Raw genomic sequence first — 16664 nt, 5'->3', positions numbered from 1 at the left:
GCGATAGTCCAGCGATCGCGATAGAATGGTGGGCGCGGCAAGGATTGAACTTGCGACCCCACCCGTGTGAAGGGTGAAGATATGGACTCTGGCGTACTTTCCCGTACTCGAAAGTGCGGAAAAAGAGAGTGTTGAGGTTCGCTGGAATCCAGCTAAGTTTTTCATGGATTTTTCATGGATACCGAAAGCGTGCCGATTGACCGATTTGAGCAAGATAGGAAACCGGCAGAAGTTGAAGCCGCGCCCTGGGGACGAGCCGCACTGGCAGAGGCTAAGGTCCGGTGCCTTCGTGGGTTACCGCCCCGCCAAGGGCCAAGGTAAAGGAAACTGGTTCGCTCGCGCCTATGATGCTGACAGGCAGAAATATTTGCGGCAACCACTTGGAGACTATGGCCAGCTGGAAGGCCATGTCGTTTTCGCCACCGCGCGACGAGATGCCGAGATCTGGGCGGATCGGGTACAAAGTGGAGGTATAACATCCGACCCGATCGTCACCGTAGAAGATGCATGCAGAGCCTATTTCAAACGAAATCCCGGCCCAATTGCAGCAGGTGTGTTTCGTCGTCACGTATTCGATGACCCGATTGCCTCGTTGCATCTATCGAAGCTTCGGCGGCACCATGTGCAGGCATGGCGGGACCGGTTGGAAGCCGCTCCCGCATTGATCAGTCGCAGCAAGGCGGGGCCGACACGAACCAAGCCTAGAGCGTCATCGACTGTAAATCGTGACATGGTTCCGCTGAGGGCCGCGCTTGGGCAGTTCTTGAATCCGGGTGCGCCAAATACGGATGCTGCGTGGCAGGAGGCGTTGAAGCCACATAAAGGCGCAGACAAACGGCGGGTGCTTTATCTGGACAGGAATCAACGTGAGCGGCTGCTGACGACCGCTAGCGAGGAAGTTGCTCCATTCGTTCGCGCAATGTGCCAACTGCCGCTGAGACCGGGTGCAATCGCGCAGTTGCAGGTCAAAGACCTCGAGCTGCGAACCAGGACTATTTCGGTCGGGAAGGATAAGAGCGGGCGAACGAGGCAGATTGCTTTGCCCGAAGCGATATCCCGGTTTTTGGCAAAACAAGCCGAGGGGTGCGGACCGATGGAGCCTCTTTTCCGACGCAAGGATGGCCGCGCTTGGAGCAAAGATGCTTGGAAAGGGCCGATTAAGGACGCAGCGCGTCTAGCTGAGCTGCCTGAGGCCACAACGGCTTATACCCTCCGGCACAGCGTGATCACGGACCTCATACGGCATGGCGTACCGGCGCTTACCGTCGCTCAGCTTTCGGGTACTAGTGTCGCAATGATCGAACGGCATTATGGACACTTGGTGCGAGAGGATGCGGAGGCAGCTTTGGAGCGCCTTATCCTGTAATAAACACCATCCCGTGGCGATAGGAGGTCAGTCACAGCATCGCGCCCGGCTCTCAACGTATTCGCGGATGCTGTTGAGTACTATCAACCTTCGACGGCCACAGCGAAAGGATGACAGCTCGCCGGACTTGAGAAGCTTGAAGACCGTAGAACGCCCCACTGACAACAGATTCTGGGCATCAGAAATGCTCACGGTGATTGGTTCCGTTTCGGCACCTTTTACCGCACGGCTCTTGCGAACGGCGTCGTTGCCAATCCAGTTGGCCATAATTTCCGAGACTATGAACGACACAACACACCTCACACGCCAAAAACTTCAATTGGGTGCGCCCGCCACCCCATATTGAGGCAGCGCGTTTGTCGCTGGAGGGTGCATGTGTGCAAACGAACCGGAAATTTCAACCCTGCCTAAGAAAATTGGCTCGGAAAAAGCCCGTTTCGATTCATCCCGACTTTGGGGCGTCTTGTCGCAAATCCAAGAAAATCGTCGTTTTGGGCCGAGTTGCGAATTCCACCGAACTAATTGTTCGCCGCATCCACACGCTCACCCTCGGTAACGACCACCTCGCCCCGGGGATGAGTGGGCACTTCCGCCTCGCGCATTATGCGCGCGTGGGTGTTGTTCAACCACTTTTCGCAACTCGAAGTTTATCAGGTTTCAACATGGCAATTCACAGATACAGACACGGACTACCAATCAGTGTGGAAGCTGTTCGACATACCGGCTCCCTCATCAATCAATCTAAGGTATACCAGGAACTCCCACCTCACCTGCGAAAGTTTATCCACGACCAGCTTGGAGGTGCCGTGCAGGTGAGTTCCTCAACGCCATGTTCTTACCTGCATGCACGGCTGAACTCCCTTCGATGCATGCAGGCTGCCACGCAACTCCACTTCAACAACTTGCTGGGCGAAACCCGCCCACCCTTTCTCATCACCTTCAGCTTCAAAAACGGTGAGATCGAAAAAGGTACCAGGCTCCGCAATGTTCAAACTTCGTTTCTCGAAGCTGTTGCTGCGATGGGGGCATTTGGCGTCGAAGGTGTGCTCATGCCGGATATCGACTTCATATGCCAAGAAGGCTCCGTTGATGAGGTGATCGCGTTCCACATTCATGGGATCGTAGTGGGTCCGCCGGAAAAAAACCTGAGACTCCGCTCCACCGCCGAAAAGATGGACGAGTTCATCGGTCGCGAATCCAGCTTACCGAAAGGTGTGACACTTCGCGGAAAACTGCCTGGGGACCAGCGTCTGCATGCCGAGAACATCAGCACCTACATAACAAAGGTTGTTGCGGCCAAGAAGCTGGATGTGGGCAAAGCCGACTTCCAACGCGATCGATGGTCATTTTCTGCCGAAGATGCGCTCTTCTCGCTTCATGCCTGGTCACAGCTTTCCCTGATAGGTGCGGCGCATGCCGTAGGCGATTTCGGCCGGAGTCTGCGAGCGACTTGGAGGCGCAAGCTTGTGGCAACTCGCGCAAGCAAGCCCGTCTGCACGGACTACGGACCTGAAGAATTCAAGGCAAACTGGCAGGAGATCGTTAGCCGGATCGACGCAAGCAGAGCGCGCCATCTCCATATGCTTTGCAAGCCGGACTTGCACCGCTCGCCGGGATGCGCGAACGCGTGATGCTGGAGGCAAAAAGAGGGGTCCAATGCCGATTTTATCTTGGTTGACGCGCGAGCAGGACCTGAAGGCGGCGGACCGCGTGCCTTACAAGCTGCTGGAGCGTGACGACGCGCTCAGCCACGGCGATCCGGGCGACGGCAGCTATGGCGGCAACATGCTCATCCAGGGCGACAATCTGGAGGCCCTCAAAGCTCTCCTGCCGTATTATCGCGGCCAGGTAAAATGCATCTACATCGATCCGCCTTTTGGTACGGGAAAGGAGTTCGAGAACTATGATGACAGTTGGAAGCATGCTCTCTGGCTGCAGATGATGTTCCCGCGAATTGAACTTCTTCGAGACTTGTTAAAAGACGATGGTGCCTTGTTTGTACACCTAGACGACAACGAACTGGACTATGCCAAGGTCATTTTGGATGAAATATTTGGCCGAGACAATTTTGTCTCGCGTATTTCGATAAAAGCACGCTCTCCTTCTGCGTTCAGCACGGTCAATCCTGGTGTATTCAAAGCATCAGAATATCTGCTGTGGTATGCAAAGGACAAGCCAAAAATGCCTCAACGCAGAGTATGGACGGCTAGAGAACCAGACACTGCTTACAAGAAATGGATCAATAACCCTGACGATGATCCAAGGGAGTGGAATATTGAGTCTGCAACCAAAAGGATCAATCAATATTTGAAGGAAGATGCGGGACGTCTTTCTCCATCTAACGCACTGAAAAAGTTCTACGTAGACAACGCTAAGCATCTTATGCGTTTGGCAGAGATCAGCGATAGCGGAGCTGGAGAGGACATCGTCAATCTAAAATACAAGTCTCTGGAGCGAAAAGGGCAAGTCCTAAAGATGGCTCGGGTAAACCACGACGATGTCATAGTGCTAGATGGCCAGCAAGTTTTGACCTATGACAAGAATATACACGAAATCGACGGAGTCCAAACGCCAGCTAGGATGCTCACCAATATCTGGGATGACATATCTTGGGAGGGTATTGCAGGGGAAGGCGGTGTGCGGCTCAAAAAGGGAAAGAAACCGGAGAAGTTAATACGCCGATGTTTGCAGCTTATCACTGTTCCTGGAGATCTGGTTCTAGATAGCTTTCTAGGCTCGGGCACTACGGCAGCGGTCGCGATGAAGATGAGGCGCAGGCTCATTGGTATTGAAAGGGGGCAGCAGGCTGAAACCCACTGCCACAAGAGGCTTGTAAAGGTATGTCAGAATGATGCCTCAGGGATCAGCAAGCTGGAAGGTTGGAAAGGCGGCGGCGAGTTCGCGTTCTACCGCCTCGGATGCGAAGTTTTCACGCCGGATGGCTCCATTTCGCCCGGCATCAAGTTCGCGCCGCTCGCTGCCCATGTCTGGTTTGCCGAAACGGGTGCTCCGCTTGCGAAGGAGGCTGCCTCGCCATTCCTTGGAGTGCACGAGGGGAAGGGCATTGCCCTGCTCTACAACGGCATCTTGGGGGACAAGAGCGTATCGGGCGGCAATGTCCTGACCCGCAAGACCCTGTCTGCCATCCGGCAGGCGGCGGGCGGCTTCGAAGGACCGCTGATCGTCTATGGCGAGGCGAGCCGTCTGGGCGAAGAGGCGCGCAAGCGCGAAGGCATCACTTTCCGCCAGACACCTTACGATGTGAAGGCGCGCTGATGGAACTCAAGACCTATCAGCGCGAAACGCTCGCCATCCTCCGGCGCTTCCTGCGCGATGCTCGTATACGCGGCCCGAAAGCAGCCTACGAGGCGATTACGCAGGAACCCGAACAGGCGAAACGCCTGCGCGGCTATGGTGGCAGCTACACCCCTTTGCTGGGTGACGAAGAACTGCCGTATGTCTGCCTCCGCCTTCCCACCGGCGGCGGGAAAACGGTGCTGGCCGCGCATTCCATCGCCGCTGCTGCAGAAGATTACATCGGGCAGGAGTATCCCGTTGTGCTGTGGCTGGTGCCATCGACCACAATCAGGAAGCAGACCGCCGAAGCCCTGCAGAATCCGCGCCATCCCTATCGCAAGGCGCTGGCCCAACATTTCGGCGAGCCGGTGCGGGTCTTCGACATGGCGGATTTCAGGCGCCTGGCGAAGCATGACCTCGGTCAGCACCTGTGCGTATTCGTTGGCACCATCCAGAACCTCCGGGTCAAGAGCACCGATGGCCGCAAGGTCTATGCCCATGATGAGAACTTGGAGAAATTTTTCACCGGCGTGGACAGACGCACTCCCGGTTTGGAACCTCTGGGTGAGGAAGTAGCCAAGAAGGTCGGCGGCGATCCGGCAGACATCCGGTACAGCTTCGCCAACCTCATGCACTTGCACCGCCCGCTGATGATCGTGGATGAGGCGCATAAGGCCGTCACCGGTCTCTCGCGCGAGATGCAGTCACGGGTAAACCCGGCCGCCGTCATCGAATTCACGGCCACCCCGCACAAGAAGAGCAACATCTTGCACGCCGTCAGTGCGCTGGAGCTTAAGAACGAGCAGATGATTAAGCTGCCCGTGCGCCTTGGCGAGCAGCAGACGTGGGAAGCCGCTGTCACGGCCGCCATCGCCAAACGTGCAGAACTGGCGGAAGAGGCCGAACGGGACCGCGAGGGGTATATCCGCCCGATCGTCCTGTTCCAGGCGCAGGACAAGGGTCAGGATGTGACCGTGGACGTGCTCAAGCAGCACCTGATCGACGTACACGGTATCGACGAAAGCAGCATCGCCATTGCAACCGGAGAACAGCGCGAACTGGACGGCATCGATCTGTTCGACCCTGATGCTGACCCCTTGATTGAATTTGTGATCACGAAGGAAGCATTGAAGGAAGGCTGGGATTGCTCTTTCGCTTACGTCTTCTGCTCGGTCGCGAACATCAAGAGTTCGACCGATGCGGAACAGCTGCTTGGGCGAGTTTTGCGCATGCCGTATGCGAAGCGGCGCAAATCGCCGAAGCTCAACAAGGCGTATGCCCACCTCGTCAGCAAGAGCTTCGCCGAAGCCGCGACGGCCTTGCGCGATCGTTTGGTGGAAATGGGTTTTGAAGAAACCGAAGCTGAAGCGAACATCGAAGCCGACCCGCAATTCGGTTCCGATGACACAGACGGCCTTTGGGCACCCCAGCGCAGGCCGAGACCGACGGCGCGCATCGAGGTCGCGGCAAATGAGGAAGCGCTTGAAAGGGCGCGGGCTGCATCGTCGGATCGGCTGACCGTGACCAAGAGCGACGCCGGCAAGGCAGAGGTTGTTGTCACGGGCTTCGTCAGCGATGAGCAGTTGGAGCGGGTCGCGGCTGAGCTACCCGAAGAAGCAGCCAATCGCGTCCGGGAAAAAGTTGCGAGCTATCACGCAGAATATGCGCTTTCCGCCTCGCCTGCCGAAAGAGGAGCATCATTCGTTGCTCCGGCTCTCATGGCCCATGTGCAAGGCGACCTGTTTCCGGCGGACACAGAACGGTTCACGGAGTATTTTGATTGGTCGTTGAAGGATGCATCGGTCCAGCTCGGGAAGGATGAATTCGACGTCAGCGTGACCGAAGATGGGTTCGAAATCGATCTGGACGGCAATCACCTGACCTTGAGGCCCACAGACCAGTCCGACCAATTGTTGCTCGATATCGATGTGGAGGGGTGGAGCGAGGCTGGGTTGGTCGCCCTACTCGCCCGGCAAATCCGCGCGATCGATATTCCTGACAGCGAGAAGGTCGAATGGCTTTCGAGTGTAGTAAGATACCTTGTCGGCGCACGGAATATTCCGCTTGCCGCCCTGATGCGGTGCCGTTTCATCCTCGCGCGCAAACTGGATGAGAGGATCGACGCCCTGCGGCAGGCGGCAAAGCAGAATGCCTATCAGGCATGCCTGTTCGGTCCCGATGCGGATGTCGCGGTTTCGTTCGAGAACGGCTTCCGCTTCTTCGAAGGGATGTTTGACGGCGTGCCGACATACCGGGGCACGAAATACACCTTCGCAAAACACTTTCTGGGTCCTGACCGCGTGCCGCGCTTCGATGGCAAGGGTGATGACGGAGCAGATGGTGATGAATTCAAGGCCGCGCAGCTCATCGACGCGACTGACGAGATCGAATACTGGGTTCGAAACGTGGCAGGCCATCCCAATGCTTTCCGTTTGCCGGTGGCCCACGGCGGGAATTGGACCTACCCTGACTTCGTTGCGAAGCTGAAGGATGACCGCATCCTGGTAGTCGAGTACAAGGGTGCTCACCTGGTCGATCAGTCCCTCGCAAAACGCGCGATCGGGCAATTATGGCAACGCGCGAGCGATGGCCGAGGTGTGTACGTGCTGGCGGAAAAGTCGGTCGCTGGAATGGACGTCCGCGAACAGATCAAGCTTGCAATCTCGACAAAGACATAGCGACTGGCAACTCAGTAGCTTTTCGTAAAAGTGACATCACTGGATTGCGCCCCATTCTCAGTTATTCGGCGACCTGAGCGACGGGCCCAAAAGCGGACATTAATGACACGGCGTTGACCGGTCCCCAAGTTGCCGACGGTCCGCATCGGCGCAGCTACCTGGTTTGCCGTAGTTGGTGCAGCCAGCCAGTGGAGGGATGTTTTGCTGGAGGCATCACATTTAACGCCATTCGGACGGCGCTTACGCCCGAAAGACATCTCGGCCCGGACGAGGGGAAACGCCGCGATGACACACCGAGCCGCGAGCCACACGCCCGCGGATCGCGCGAGAATCTGAAGCTCCAGGACGGTCGGCCATTAGCTCCACCGAACAAGTCCGGCAAGACACATAGCGCAATACAATGATAGTATGATGTCACAATTTCCAGCCGACTGTTTACAATCCGCGCGCGAGCTGGACATCGGCGGCTGCGCACACCCGAACAGAAACGGACGGTAAGGGACGGTCCTCGAGGCCACCTGTCCGCTGTCGCGCAGGCGGACATGCGCAGCGGGCAATCGGCAATGCGATTCTTGATCGCAAGGATACTCCAGCACCCGAGGGGAACTTGCCAAGAAGCTGGATTGTATTTGAAATTGACCTTGTAAGCTCGGACGATTCCGGCCAGCCTGTGTGCGCATGCAACATTCGATCCACAGCGTTTGGCTCAATTTGATGGCCTGTCTGTGCGCCGCCACCATGCTTGTGGCCGCGGCGGTCGATGCGTCTGCCTGTGCATCCGAATTCGTGGGCCATGACGTGACCGAGCTTTCGGACAATGCAGCCAGCCCTGGCGATATCGCCGGTGACGGAGAATTTCCCGAGGCCCCAGAACAACACTCCTCCTGCGCGCATGGCCATTGCCATCACACATCAAGCGCGTTGCCCGGCCAGAATTCCGCCATGCATTTTGCCTCGCACCCGGGTACCTGGCGCATCGGGTCGGCACCGGCCTATCGTTCGCTGACTGGCGACGGTCCCAAAAGACCTCCTCGTATCTGATTTGACCTTCGGCTGCCTGCGCGCAGCTGTCCGTCATATCAGATAAGGAAATTTCCCTATGTTTACAGATTTGTGGCGCAGCGCCCCGCTGGGTGCGCTCGCTTTGGTTTGGACGGCAGGCGCCGTTCAAGCTGAACCCACTGGCGTCATGTCGCTCGACGATGCGCTGCTACAGGCCGGCGTTGCTGATATTCCCGTCGAAACGACTGCAAATCCACGGCTCATCGGCCCCAAGGCGGATGTTCGCGCGGCTGAAGCGCTCGTCGACCAGGCACGCCAGGGCCCGTGGCCGGAACTCACCTTCGATGCCGAGAACTTCGCCGGAACAGGGGCTTTCAACGGATTGCGAGCCACCGAGTACACGCTTGGCTACGCGCAAACATTCGAACTTGGTGGGAAGCGGGATGCCCGGGTCGGCTACGCGAGCGCCAATGTCAGGACAGCCGGTCTGCTCGAAGAATATGCCAGAGCCGAATTGGCGCTTGCAGTGCGCGAACGGTATGTCGACGCCGTTGCCGCGCAGGCCATGGTACGACTGGCAGGCGAAATCCTCGATCGGAAGGCAGAATTGGCGCGCATTGCGCGTGTGCTGGTCGAAGCGGGACGGGAACCTCCTCTGCGCGCCATGCGTGCGGAGGCGGAGCTGGCCGATGCGAAAGTCGATCTGGAAGTGGCACAGGCCCGCAGCGCAACTGCACGCGAAGCTTTGGGCGCGTTGATGCCAGGGCCTTGGGCCGGGACAGTTCCTGCGGACTTTCCCGAGATCCGGCCCCCTTATGATTTGGCCACGGATTACAACGGCCTGCCACTGGCCATCGCCGTAGCGGAAAGCGAATTGGCCAGCGCCGCGATTACCCGCGAGACGAGCTTTAGGTATCCGGATGTCACGGTTTCGGCGGGGCTCAGGCACGCTTCGGAAAGCAACAGCCAGGCCTTCGTGCTCGGCGTTTCCATCCCGTTCCCGTTCGGCAATCGCAATGCCGGCAATATCGCCGCAGCGCAGGCAAATTCCGATGCCGCGCATGCTCGCCTGCGGGTGGCGGAAGCCGACTATCGCCAAGCGGTGACAGAGACACGTACAGACTACTTTGCCAGCCAGCGAAGGATCGAAGTGCTCGAGGCTAATGCCCTGCCGCAAGCCGAAGAAGCGCTGCGACTGGTGCTGATCGGATACCGCTACGGTCGCTTCCCGCTGATCGAAGTCCTTGCGGCGGGCGAGGCGCGTGATTCGCTATTGCAGGAGAGAATCCAAGCCTATCAGGAACGGAGCAAGGCCGCTGCACGCCTCATCTTCCTGGGAACTCCTGCGGGAGAGGTCCGATGAAAGCCGCGCACAAGATCGCATGCGGCATCGCCGCCGCCGCCCTGATGATCGGGACATGGGCTGCCTGGCCCGATCACCCTCAAGCCCATGACGAGGATGATCATGCCGAGGGCACCGAAGCGGAGGTCGAAGGCGTCCTCACGCTTTCGCCGGAGCAGATTCGAAATGCCGGGATCTCACTCGAGACTGTCGGGCGCGGAGCGGCGGTCGAGCTGCTGTTCCCCGCGACGGTCGTGGCCAGTCCAACGGGTGTCGGTGTCATCGACGCACGGGCACCTGGCATCGTGCGCAGCATTTCCAAGACGCTCGGCGACAGCGTCAGGCGCGGTGAAGTGGTGGCACGGATCGAGAGTGCCGAAGCAGCCGATCTGGCAGCAACGCTCAGCGCCGCGCGGGCCGAAGCAGTGGAATTGCAGGCAGCTTACGAGCGCGAACGGCGGCTGTTCGAAGAGGGTGTCACTGCCAGGCAGGATCTCGAAACAGCGCGCGCCCACCTAATGGTCGCCCAGGCCGAGGTGCGCCGCGCGGAGGCAGCCTATGCCGCCGCCGGAGTCAGCGGCGATGGCCGCTCTCTGGCCGTCACCAGCCCGCTGTCGGGGCGCATCACCGCCTCGGATGCGACGCTGGGTGCCTATGTCAACGCGGGCGACGAACTCTACCGCGTTGTTGACCCGGCGGCGCTGCAAGTGGAAGTGGCCCTCCCCTTCGTCGATGCGAGCCGCATTTCCCCCGGCGACGAAGCAGCACTGTTGCTACCCGACGGGCGCGAGATCGGTGCGCGGGTGCGCTCGGTCACGCCCTCGCTCGACCCGGAAAGCCGCTCGGCAACCGCCGTGCTGGGTCTAGTGCGGTCCATCCCCGGATTGCAGCCCGGATCTTTCCTGCAGGCCCGTCTGCGGCCTTCGGGAGAGATCGATACGAACCGGATGGCCATACCGGAAGACGCGGTACAGGTCGTGGAGGGGCGCGAGGTCGTTTTTGTCCGCACCCGCACGGGTTTCCGCACCCAGCCGGTCGAAACGGGCAACCGTTCTGGCGGCAGGGTGACGATCCTGTCGGGCCTCGAACCCGGCAAAATCATCGCCACGACCAATGCTTTCTTGCTGAAGGCCGAACTGGGCAAGGAGGGCGCAACCCATGGTCACTGATGCACAGGCGCAATTACCAACACAGGCAGACAGCCGCTCCGGCCCGATTGGCGCGATCCTAGACCTGTCAGTGCGGTTCCGCTGGGCGGTCATTCTTCTTACCCTGCTGGTCGCCGGATGGGGCGCGCTGAACCTGCTACGCCTGCCGATCGATGCCGTGCCGGATATCACCAACACGCAGGTGCAGATCAACACCATCGCGCCCGCGCTTTCGCCTGATCAGGTGGAAACGCAGGTGACGTTCCCCATCGAAACCGGGCTGGCGGGGATCGAGGGGCTGGAGATGACCCGCTCCATTTCGCGCAACGGCTTCAGCCAGGTCACCGCGATTTTCGAGGAAGGGACTGACATCTATTTTGCGCGCCAGCAGGTGAGCGAACGACTTGTCCCGATCGGTTCCGAGCTGCCGGAGGGTGCAGAGCTGTCCATGGGGCCGATTTCCACCGGCCTTGGCGAAGTGCTGATGTATTCGGTCGATTATGTCCATCCGGGCGGGAAGGATGCCCCGCGGGGTGGAAGCACCGGCTGGCAGGCGGACGGCACTTTCGTCACCGAGCGCGGTGACCGGCTGGATAGCGATGTGGCGCGAGCCGCATACCTGCGAACCGTGCAGGACTGGGTGATCGCGCCGCTGATGCGTTCGGTCGATGGCGTCGCCGGAGTCGATTCCATCGGCGGTTTCGAGAAGCAATTTCTGGTGCAGCCCGATCCCGCGCGGCTGACCGGTTATGGCCTGTCCTTCGACGAACTGATCGAAGCGCTTGAACGCGCCAACCTCGCGGAGGGTGCGAATTTTGTGGACCGTGCGGGAGAGGCTTTGCTGGTGCGCGTGGATGCGCGGCTGGGCGGTATCGCCGATCTCGAACAGGCGGTCGTTACCACGCGCGAAGGCGTGCCGGTGCGGATCGGCGATGTGGCCACCGTGGCAATCGGTGGCGATCTGCGCACAGGCGCAGCCTCGCTCAATGGCGAGGAAGCGGTGATCGGCACGGTGCTGATGCGCAGCGGCGAAAACAGCCGGACAGTGGCGGCAGAGGCGGCAGAGCGGTTGAAAGAGGTCCAGAGTTCGCTGCCCGCAGGGGTGAAGGCCACCATAGTCTACAACCGCTCTTCGCTGGTCGATGCGACCATCGCCACGGTCGAAAAGAACCTCGCCGAAGGCGCGTTGCTGGTTATCGCCGTGCTGTTCTTCATGCTTGGCAATATCCGCGCCGCGATCATTGCCGCACTGGTCATTCCGCTGTCCATGCTGATGGCGGCAATCGGGATGAACCGGCTTGGGGTTTCGGGCAATCTGATGAGCCTGGGGGCGCTCGATTTCGGACTGATCGTTGATGGCGCGGTCATCATCGTGGAGAACAGCGTTGCGCGACTGGCCGCCCGCCAGCATCACGAAGGGCGCTTGCTGGACCTCAAGGAACGGCTCTCTGAAACGCGCGCCGCAGCGCAGGAAATGATCAAGCCCACGGTCTATGGCCAGGCGATCATCCTGCTGGTCTATGCCCCGTTGCTCACCTTTACGGGGGTCGAGGGCAAGACCTTTTCGCCGATGGCGATCACAGTGATGCTGGCGCTGGCTTCGGCCTTCGTCCTCTCGCTCACCTTCGTTCCGGCGATGGTGGCGGTGCTGCTGAACAAGAAGCTGACCGAGAAGGAGGTTCGCCCGGTGCGCGCTGCGAAGGCCCGTTACGGCCCGGCAGTGCGCAGGGCGATCGCGCGGCCCTGGCCGGTGATCGGCGCAGGCGCAGGGCTTTTCGCGATTTCCGCGGTGGTGTTCACCCTCCTCGGCAGCGAGTTCACGCCGCAACTCGACGAACGCGATCTGGCGGTGCAGTCGCTGCGCATCCCCTCGACCGGGATCGAGCAGTCGCTGGCAATGCAGCGGCAGGTCGAGCGCAAGTTGGCGGCCTTTCCGCAGGTCGCGCTGGTGTTCTCGCGCACCGGCACGGCGGAGGTGGCGAGCGACCCGATGCCGCCCAATGCATCGGATGCCTATGTCATCCTCAAGCCGCGCGAGGAATGGCCCGATCCGGACCTGGCGAAGGAAGATCTGGTGGCGCAGATGGAGGAGGAGCTGGGCGGACTTGTCGGCAATCTCTACGAGTTCAGCCAGCCGATCCAGCTGCGCTTCAACGAGCTGATCGCGGGCGTGCGCGGCGATGTTGCGGTGAAGCTGTATGGCGACGATCTGGAGGCGCTGACAGCGTCCGCCGGGGAAGTGGCGCAATTGCTGCAATCCACACCCGGCAGCGCCGACGTCAAAGTCCAGCAGGTCACCGGCTTTCCCACGCTCGACGTCGATTTCGATCGCGCCACCATCGCCCGCTACGGGTTGACGGTGGAAGAGGTCGCGCAATCGGTGGCCATCGCGCTGGGCGGCAGGCCTGCGGGGCTGGTGTTCGACGGCGACCGCCGGTTCGATGTGGTCGTGCGCCTGCCCGACGCCACGCGCAACGATTTCGACCAGCTCGGCGCCTTGCCAGTGCTGCTCGACAACGGCGTGAGCGTGCCCTTGCGACAGCTTGCCAGCTTCCGCGTGGTGGATGGGCTGGCCGAGGTGCGGCGCGAGCAGGGGCGGCGGCTGGTGATCGTGTCGGCCAATGTGCGCGAACGCGATCTCGGCTCTTTCGTGGAGGAAGCGCAGGGCAAGGTGGCCGATGGCGTCACCCTGCCCCCGGCCTCCTTCATCGAATGGGGCGGGCAGTACCAGAACTTGCAGGAAGCGCAGGCGCGCCTCTCGCTGGTGGTGCCGCTGTGCTTCGCGCTGGTGCTGCTGCTGCTGTTCATGGCGCTGGGCGGCTGGGTTCCCGCGCTGGCGGTGTTCAGTGCTATTCCGATGGCGCTGGCGGGCGGCGTCTTCGCCCTTGCCTTGCGCGGAATGCCGTTCTCCGTATCGGCGGCGGTCGGCTTCATCGCCCTGTCGGGAGTGGCGGTGCTGAACGGGCTCGTGATGATGACCGCGATCCGCCAGCGCTTGGCCGATGGCCTGCCGCTAGCGGAGGCTATCGCAGACGGCGCGCTCGCTCGCTTACGGCCGGTGCTGATGACGGCGCTGGTCGCCTCGCTCGGTTTCGTGCCGATGGCGATCGCCAGCGGAACGGGCGCTGAGGTGCAGCGTCCTCTGGCCACCGTGGTCATCGGCGGCCTGATTACCGCGACCGCGCTGACCCTGTTCGTGCTGCCCGCCATCGCGCGGCTGGTGCTGCGCGGACGGGACGACCTTCCCGAAATCGAACCTGCTATCGAAGGAGCACCGCATCATGGCGGATGATCATAACCACACCGACAAGCACAACCACGCCCACGGGGACGCCAGACTGTTTGGCGTCCCCATCGAGCTGGCCTTCGCAATCCTGTCCGGCGTTACGCTGGCGGCAGGCTTCGCGGTGGAAAAGTTGGTTCCCTCGGCACCCGACTGGCTGCCGCTGGCGTTTTATGTCGCAGCGTATTTCTTCGGCGGGTTCTTCACCTTGCGCGAAGCGGTGCAGAACGCGCTGGCACGGCAGTTCAAGATTGATTCGCTGATGCTGGTGGCGGCAACCGGGGCGGCGATCCTGGGCGAATTTGCCGAAGGGGCGCTGCTGCTGTTTCTCTTCAGCCTCGGCCACGCGCTGGAAAGCTACGCGATGGGCAGGGCCAAGCGGGCGATCGACGCGCTCGCCGAGCTCGCTCCGGACCGTGCCACTGTCCTGCGCGATGGTCAGTCGATCGAAGTGCCGGTCGAAGAGCTGGTCGTGGGTGATGTCGTACTTGTCCGCCCCAATGAGCGGCTGGCGGCGGACGGCTTCGTCATCAAGGGCCGGTCGGCGATTGATCAGGCTCCGGTCACGGGCGAAAGCATTCCGGTCGACAAGGCGCCCGTGGCGGATCGCGCAGTAGCGCGGGCGCAGCCGCAAGCCCTGAAAGACGATGAACGCGTGTTCGCCGGGACGATCAACGGCAGCGGCGCGCTAGAAATCGAGGTCACGCGCATCGCGTCCGAAAGCACGCTCAGCAAGGTCGCCGAACTGGTCGCCGCGGTCGAGACGGGTCGCTCGCCCACCCAGCGCATGACCGACCGGTTCGAGCGTATCTTCGTGCCCGCCGTGCTGGTGCTCGCCGTGCTGCTGTTGTTCGCCTGGGTGGTGGTGGACGAGCCGTTTCGCGACAGCTTCTACCGCTCGATGGCGGTGCTTGTCGCGGCCAGCCCCTGCGCGCTCGCCATCGCTACGCCCAGCGCGGTGCTGTCGGGCATCGGGCGCGCGGCCCGCAGCGGCGTGCTGATCAAGGGGGGCGCCGCGCTGGAGGATCTCGGCACGCTGACGGCGATGGCTTTCGACAAGACCGGCACTTTGACGGAAGGCGAGCCCCGCATCACCGACGTGCTTCCGGTGGACGGCGTTGAAGAGTCCGAGCTGCTGCAAGTGGCTGTGGCGGTCGAAGCGCTGAGCGATCACCCGTTGGCCCAGGCGGTGGTGCGCGACGGCACGGCACGGCTCGGGGATGGGCCGAGACTGGAGGCAGGCGGGCTCGAAAGTCTGACCGGACGCGGGGTCCGCGCGGGTCTGGACGGCGAAACCGTGCTGATCGGCAAGGCAGAGATGTTCGGTGCGGACGGGATTGCTCAGCTAGGCGAGCAGGCCTCCGCCCTCATCGAGCGCATGCGTTCCGAAGGCCGCACGACGATGGTGGTGCGCCATGGGACGCGCGACCTCGGCGTCATCGGCCTCATGGACACCCCGCGCGAGGGCGCACGCGAGGCGCTCGCCGAACTGCGCGCGCTGGGGATCGAGCGGATGGTGATGATCTCGGGCGATCACACCGGCGTCGCCGAAGCCATCGCTCGCGAGGTGGGACTGGACGAGGCGCGCGGCGACCTGATGCCGCAGGACAAGGTCGATACTATCGCCGCGCTCGGCAAGGAGGGGATGGTCGCGATGGTCGGTGACGGGGTCAACGACGCCCCCGCGATGGCCAGCGCCACCGTGGGCATCGCGATGGGCGCGGCGGGGTCGGACGTGGCGCTGGAGACCGCCGATGTCGCCTTGATGGCGGACGACCTGCGGCACCTGCCCTTCGCCGTCGGCCTGTCGCGCAAGGCCCGCTCGATCATCCGCCAGAACGTCTATGTCAGCCTAGGCGTGGTGGCGCTGCTGGTCCCTGCAACCATTCTGGGCCTGGGCATCGGCCCCGCAGTGATCGCGCACGAAGGCTCGACCCTGCTGGTGGTGTTCAACGCGCTGCGCCTGCTGCGTTACGAGGGGTGACCGAGGCACGCTCGCGCAGCAGATGACTTCAACAGTTGATCGCGCGGGTGGTTCCCGACACGAACAGGGGCGATCCCGGTTCAGAAGGAAGTTAGACCGTGATCTGCGACAGGCTGCCCATGTCCTCGCTCTGCATGATCGTGATCCGTTCGGGCGCGGGGCCGTGGGCATCGCGCAGATAACCGTCCAGCGCCCCCGCCGCTGCGCCGGTGGCCGGGCTTCCAGCACACCGCCTGAAGCGAAGGCGTTGTGCACAACGAAGCGGTCTTGCCCGGCCCGCTAGACCAGGCTGATGGTAGTGAGATCGTGCGCCCGCACGAGAGTGCGCCCGGCGTCGAGGTCGTAAGTCATCGTGGCCAGCGTTGCCGCTCGGCCAGCGGCAACAGCAGGTGGCGCGCTCCGGCCATGACGAGAGCAGGACCAATCTCTGTGCCGGGTGCCAGAACGTCGCGATCGCAGCCGAAAGTGGAACGACAGCTTTCCACTATCTGACCTCCGTAACCGGCTCGTCTTCTTTCGGCCCAAATTCGGTCGTTCACTTGTAAACAGCTGCAATGGCTTGAA

At 61.3% G+C, this 16664-nt stretch carries 10 protein-coding genes; 9 read left to right on the top strand and 1 reads right to left on the bottom strand.

The genetic code is table 11. From position 1 onward, the window contains the following. Positions 1 to 73: 73 nt before the first annotated feature. Positions 74 to 1366: a tyrosine-type recombinase/integrase gene (locus A6F65_RS11925; protein ID WP_237164824.1), complete on the top strand. Its 1293-nt coding sequence runs from the start codon at positions 74 to 76 to the stop codon at positions 1364 to 1366. A gap of 27 nt (positions 1367 to 1393) precedes the next feature. On the opposite strand, the gene A6F65_RS13240 is transcribed toward A6F65_RS11925, so the two are convergent. Beyond that, positions 1394 to 1633 (bottom strand): helix-turn-helix domain-containing protein, encoded by a 240-nt coding sequence (locus A6F65_RS13240; RefSeq protein ID WP_157093137.1) that lies wholly within the window; start codon positions 1631 to 1633, stop codon positions 1394 to 1396. 602 nt (positions 1634 to 2235) lie between these two features. On the opposite strand from A6F65_RS13240, the gene A6F65_RS11920 reads away from it, so the two are divergent. The 8 genes from A6F65_RS11920 to A6F65_RS11885 all read left to right on the top strand — a co-directional run bounded on the left by A6F65_RS11920 (position 2236) and on the right by A6F65_RS11885 (position 16100). Next, positions 2236 to 2997 carry a hypothetical protein gene (locus A6F65_RS11920; protein ID WP_067789192.1) on the top strand — a complete coding sequence of 254 codons (762 nt, stop codon included), beginning with the start codon at positions 2236 to 2238 and terminating at the stop codon, positions 2995 to 2997. Positions 2998 to 3022: 25 nt separating this feature from the next. Further along, positions 3023 to 4642 (top strand): site-specific DNA-methyltransferase, encoded by a 1620-nt coding sequence (locus A6F65_RS12760; RefSeq protein WP_083989515.1) that lies wholly within the window; start codon positions 3023 to 3025, stop codon positions 4640 to 4642. Further along, the gene (locus A6F65_RS11905; protein WP_067789185.1) at positions 4642 to 7341 is read left to right on the top strand and encodes a DEAD/DEAH box helicase family protein; all 2700 of its coding nucleotides are present in this window, start codon (positions 4642 to 4644) and stop codon (positions 7339 to 7341) included. The genes A6F65_RS12760 and A6F65_RS11905 overlap by 1 nt, the downstream gene beginning before the upstream one ends. A 678-nt stretch (positions 7342 to 8019) precedes the next feature. Then, the gene (locus A6F65_RS12985; protein WP_157093136.1) at positions 8020 to 8382 is read left to right on the top strand and encodes a hypothetical protein; all 363 of its coding nucleotides are present in this window, start codon (positions 8020 to 8022) and stop codon (positions 8380 to 8382) included. 58 nt (positions 8383 to 8440) lie between these two features. Continuing rightward, positions 8441 to 9706, top strand: a complete 1266-nt coding sequence (locus A6F65_RS11900; RefSeq protein ID WP_067789182.1) for a TolC family protein — start codon at positions 8441 to 8443, stop codon at positions 9704 to 9706. Beyond that, positions 9703 to 10854, top strand: coding sequence for an efflux RND transporter periplasmic adaptor subunit (locus A6F65_RS11895; protein ID WP_067789179.1), 1152 nt, complete (start codon positions 9703 to 9705; stop codon positions 10852 to 10854). Before A6F65_RS11900 ends, A6F65_RS11895 begins: the two co-directional genes overlap by 4 nt. Further along, a complete protein-coding gene (locus A6F65_RS11890; RefSeq protein ID WP_067789175.1) occupies positions 10844 to 14125 on the top strand; it encodes an efflux RND transporter permease subunit in 3282 nt (1093 codons plus the stop codon). Before A6F65_RS11895 ends, A6F65_RS11890 begins: the two co-directional genes overlap by 11 nt. Next, positions 14115 to 16100, top strand: coding sequence for a heavy metal translocating P-type ATPase (locus A6F65_RS11885; RefSeq protein ID WP_083989513.1), 1986 nt, complete (start codon positions 14115 to 14117; stop codon positions 16098 to 16100). Before A6F65_RS11890 ends, A6F65_RS11885 begins: the two co-directional genes overlap by 11 nt. The last annotated feature ends 564 nt before the right edge of the window (positions 16101 to 16664 follow it).

It is taken from the genome of Paraurantiacibacter namhicola (assembly GCF_001687545.1).
Classification (GTDB): domain Bacteria; phylum Pseudomonadota; class Alphaproteobacteria; order Sphingomonadales; family Sphingomonadaceae; genus Paraurantiacibacter; species Paraurantiacibacter namhicola.
This window is presented reverse-complemented; position numbering and strand designations above follow the sequence as displayed.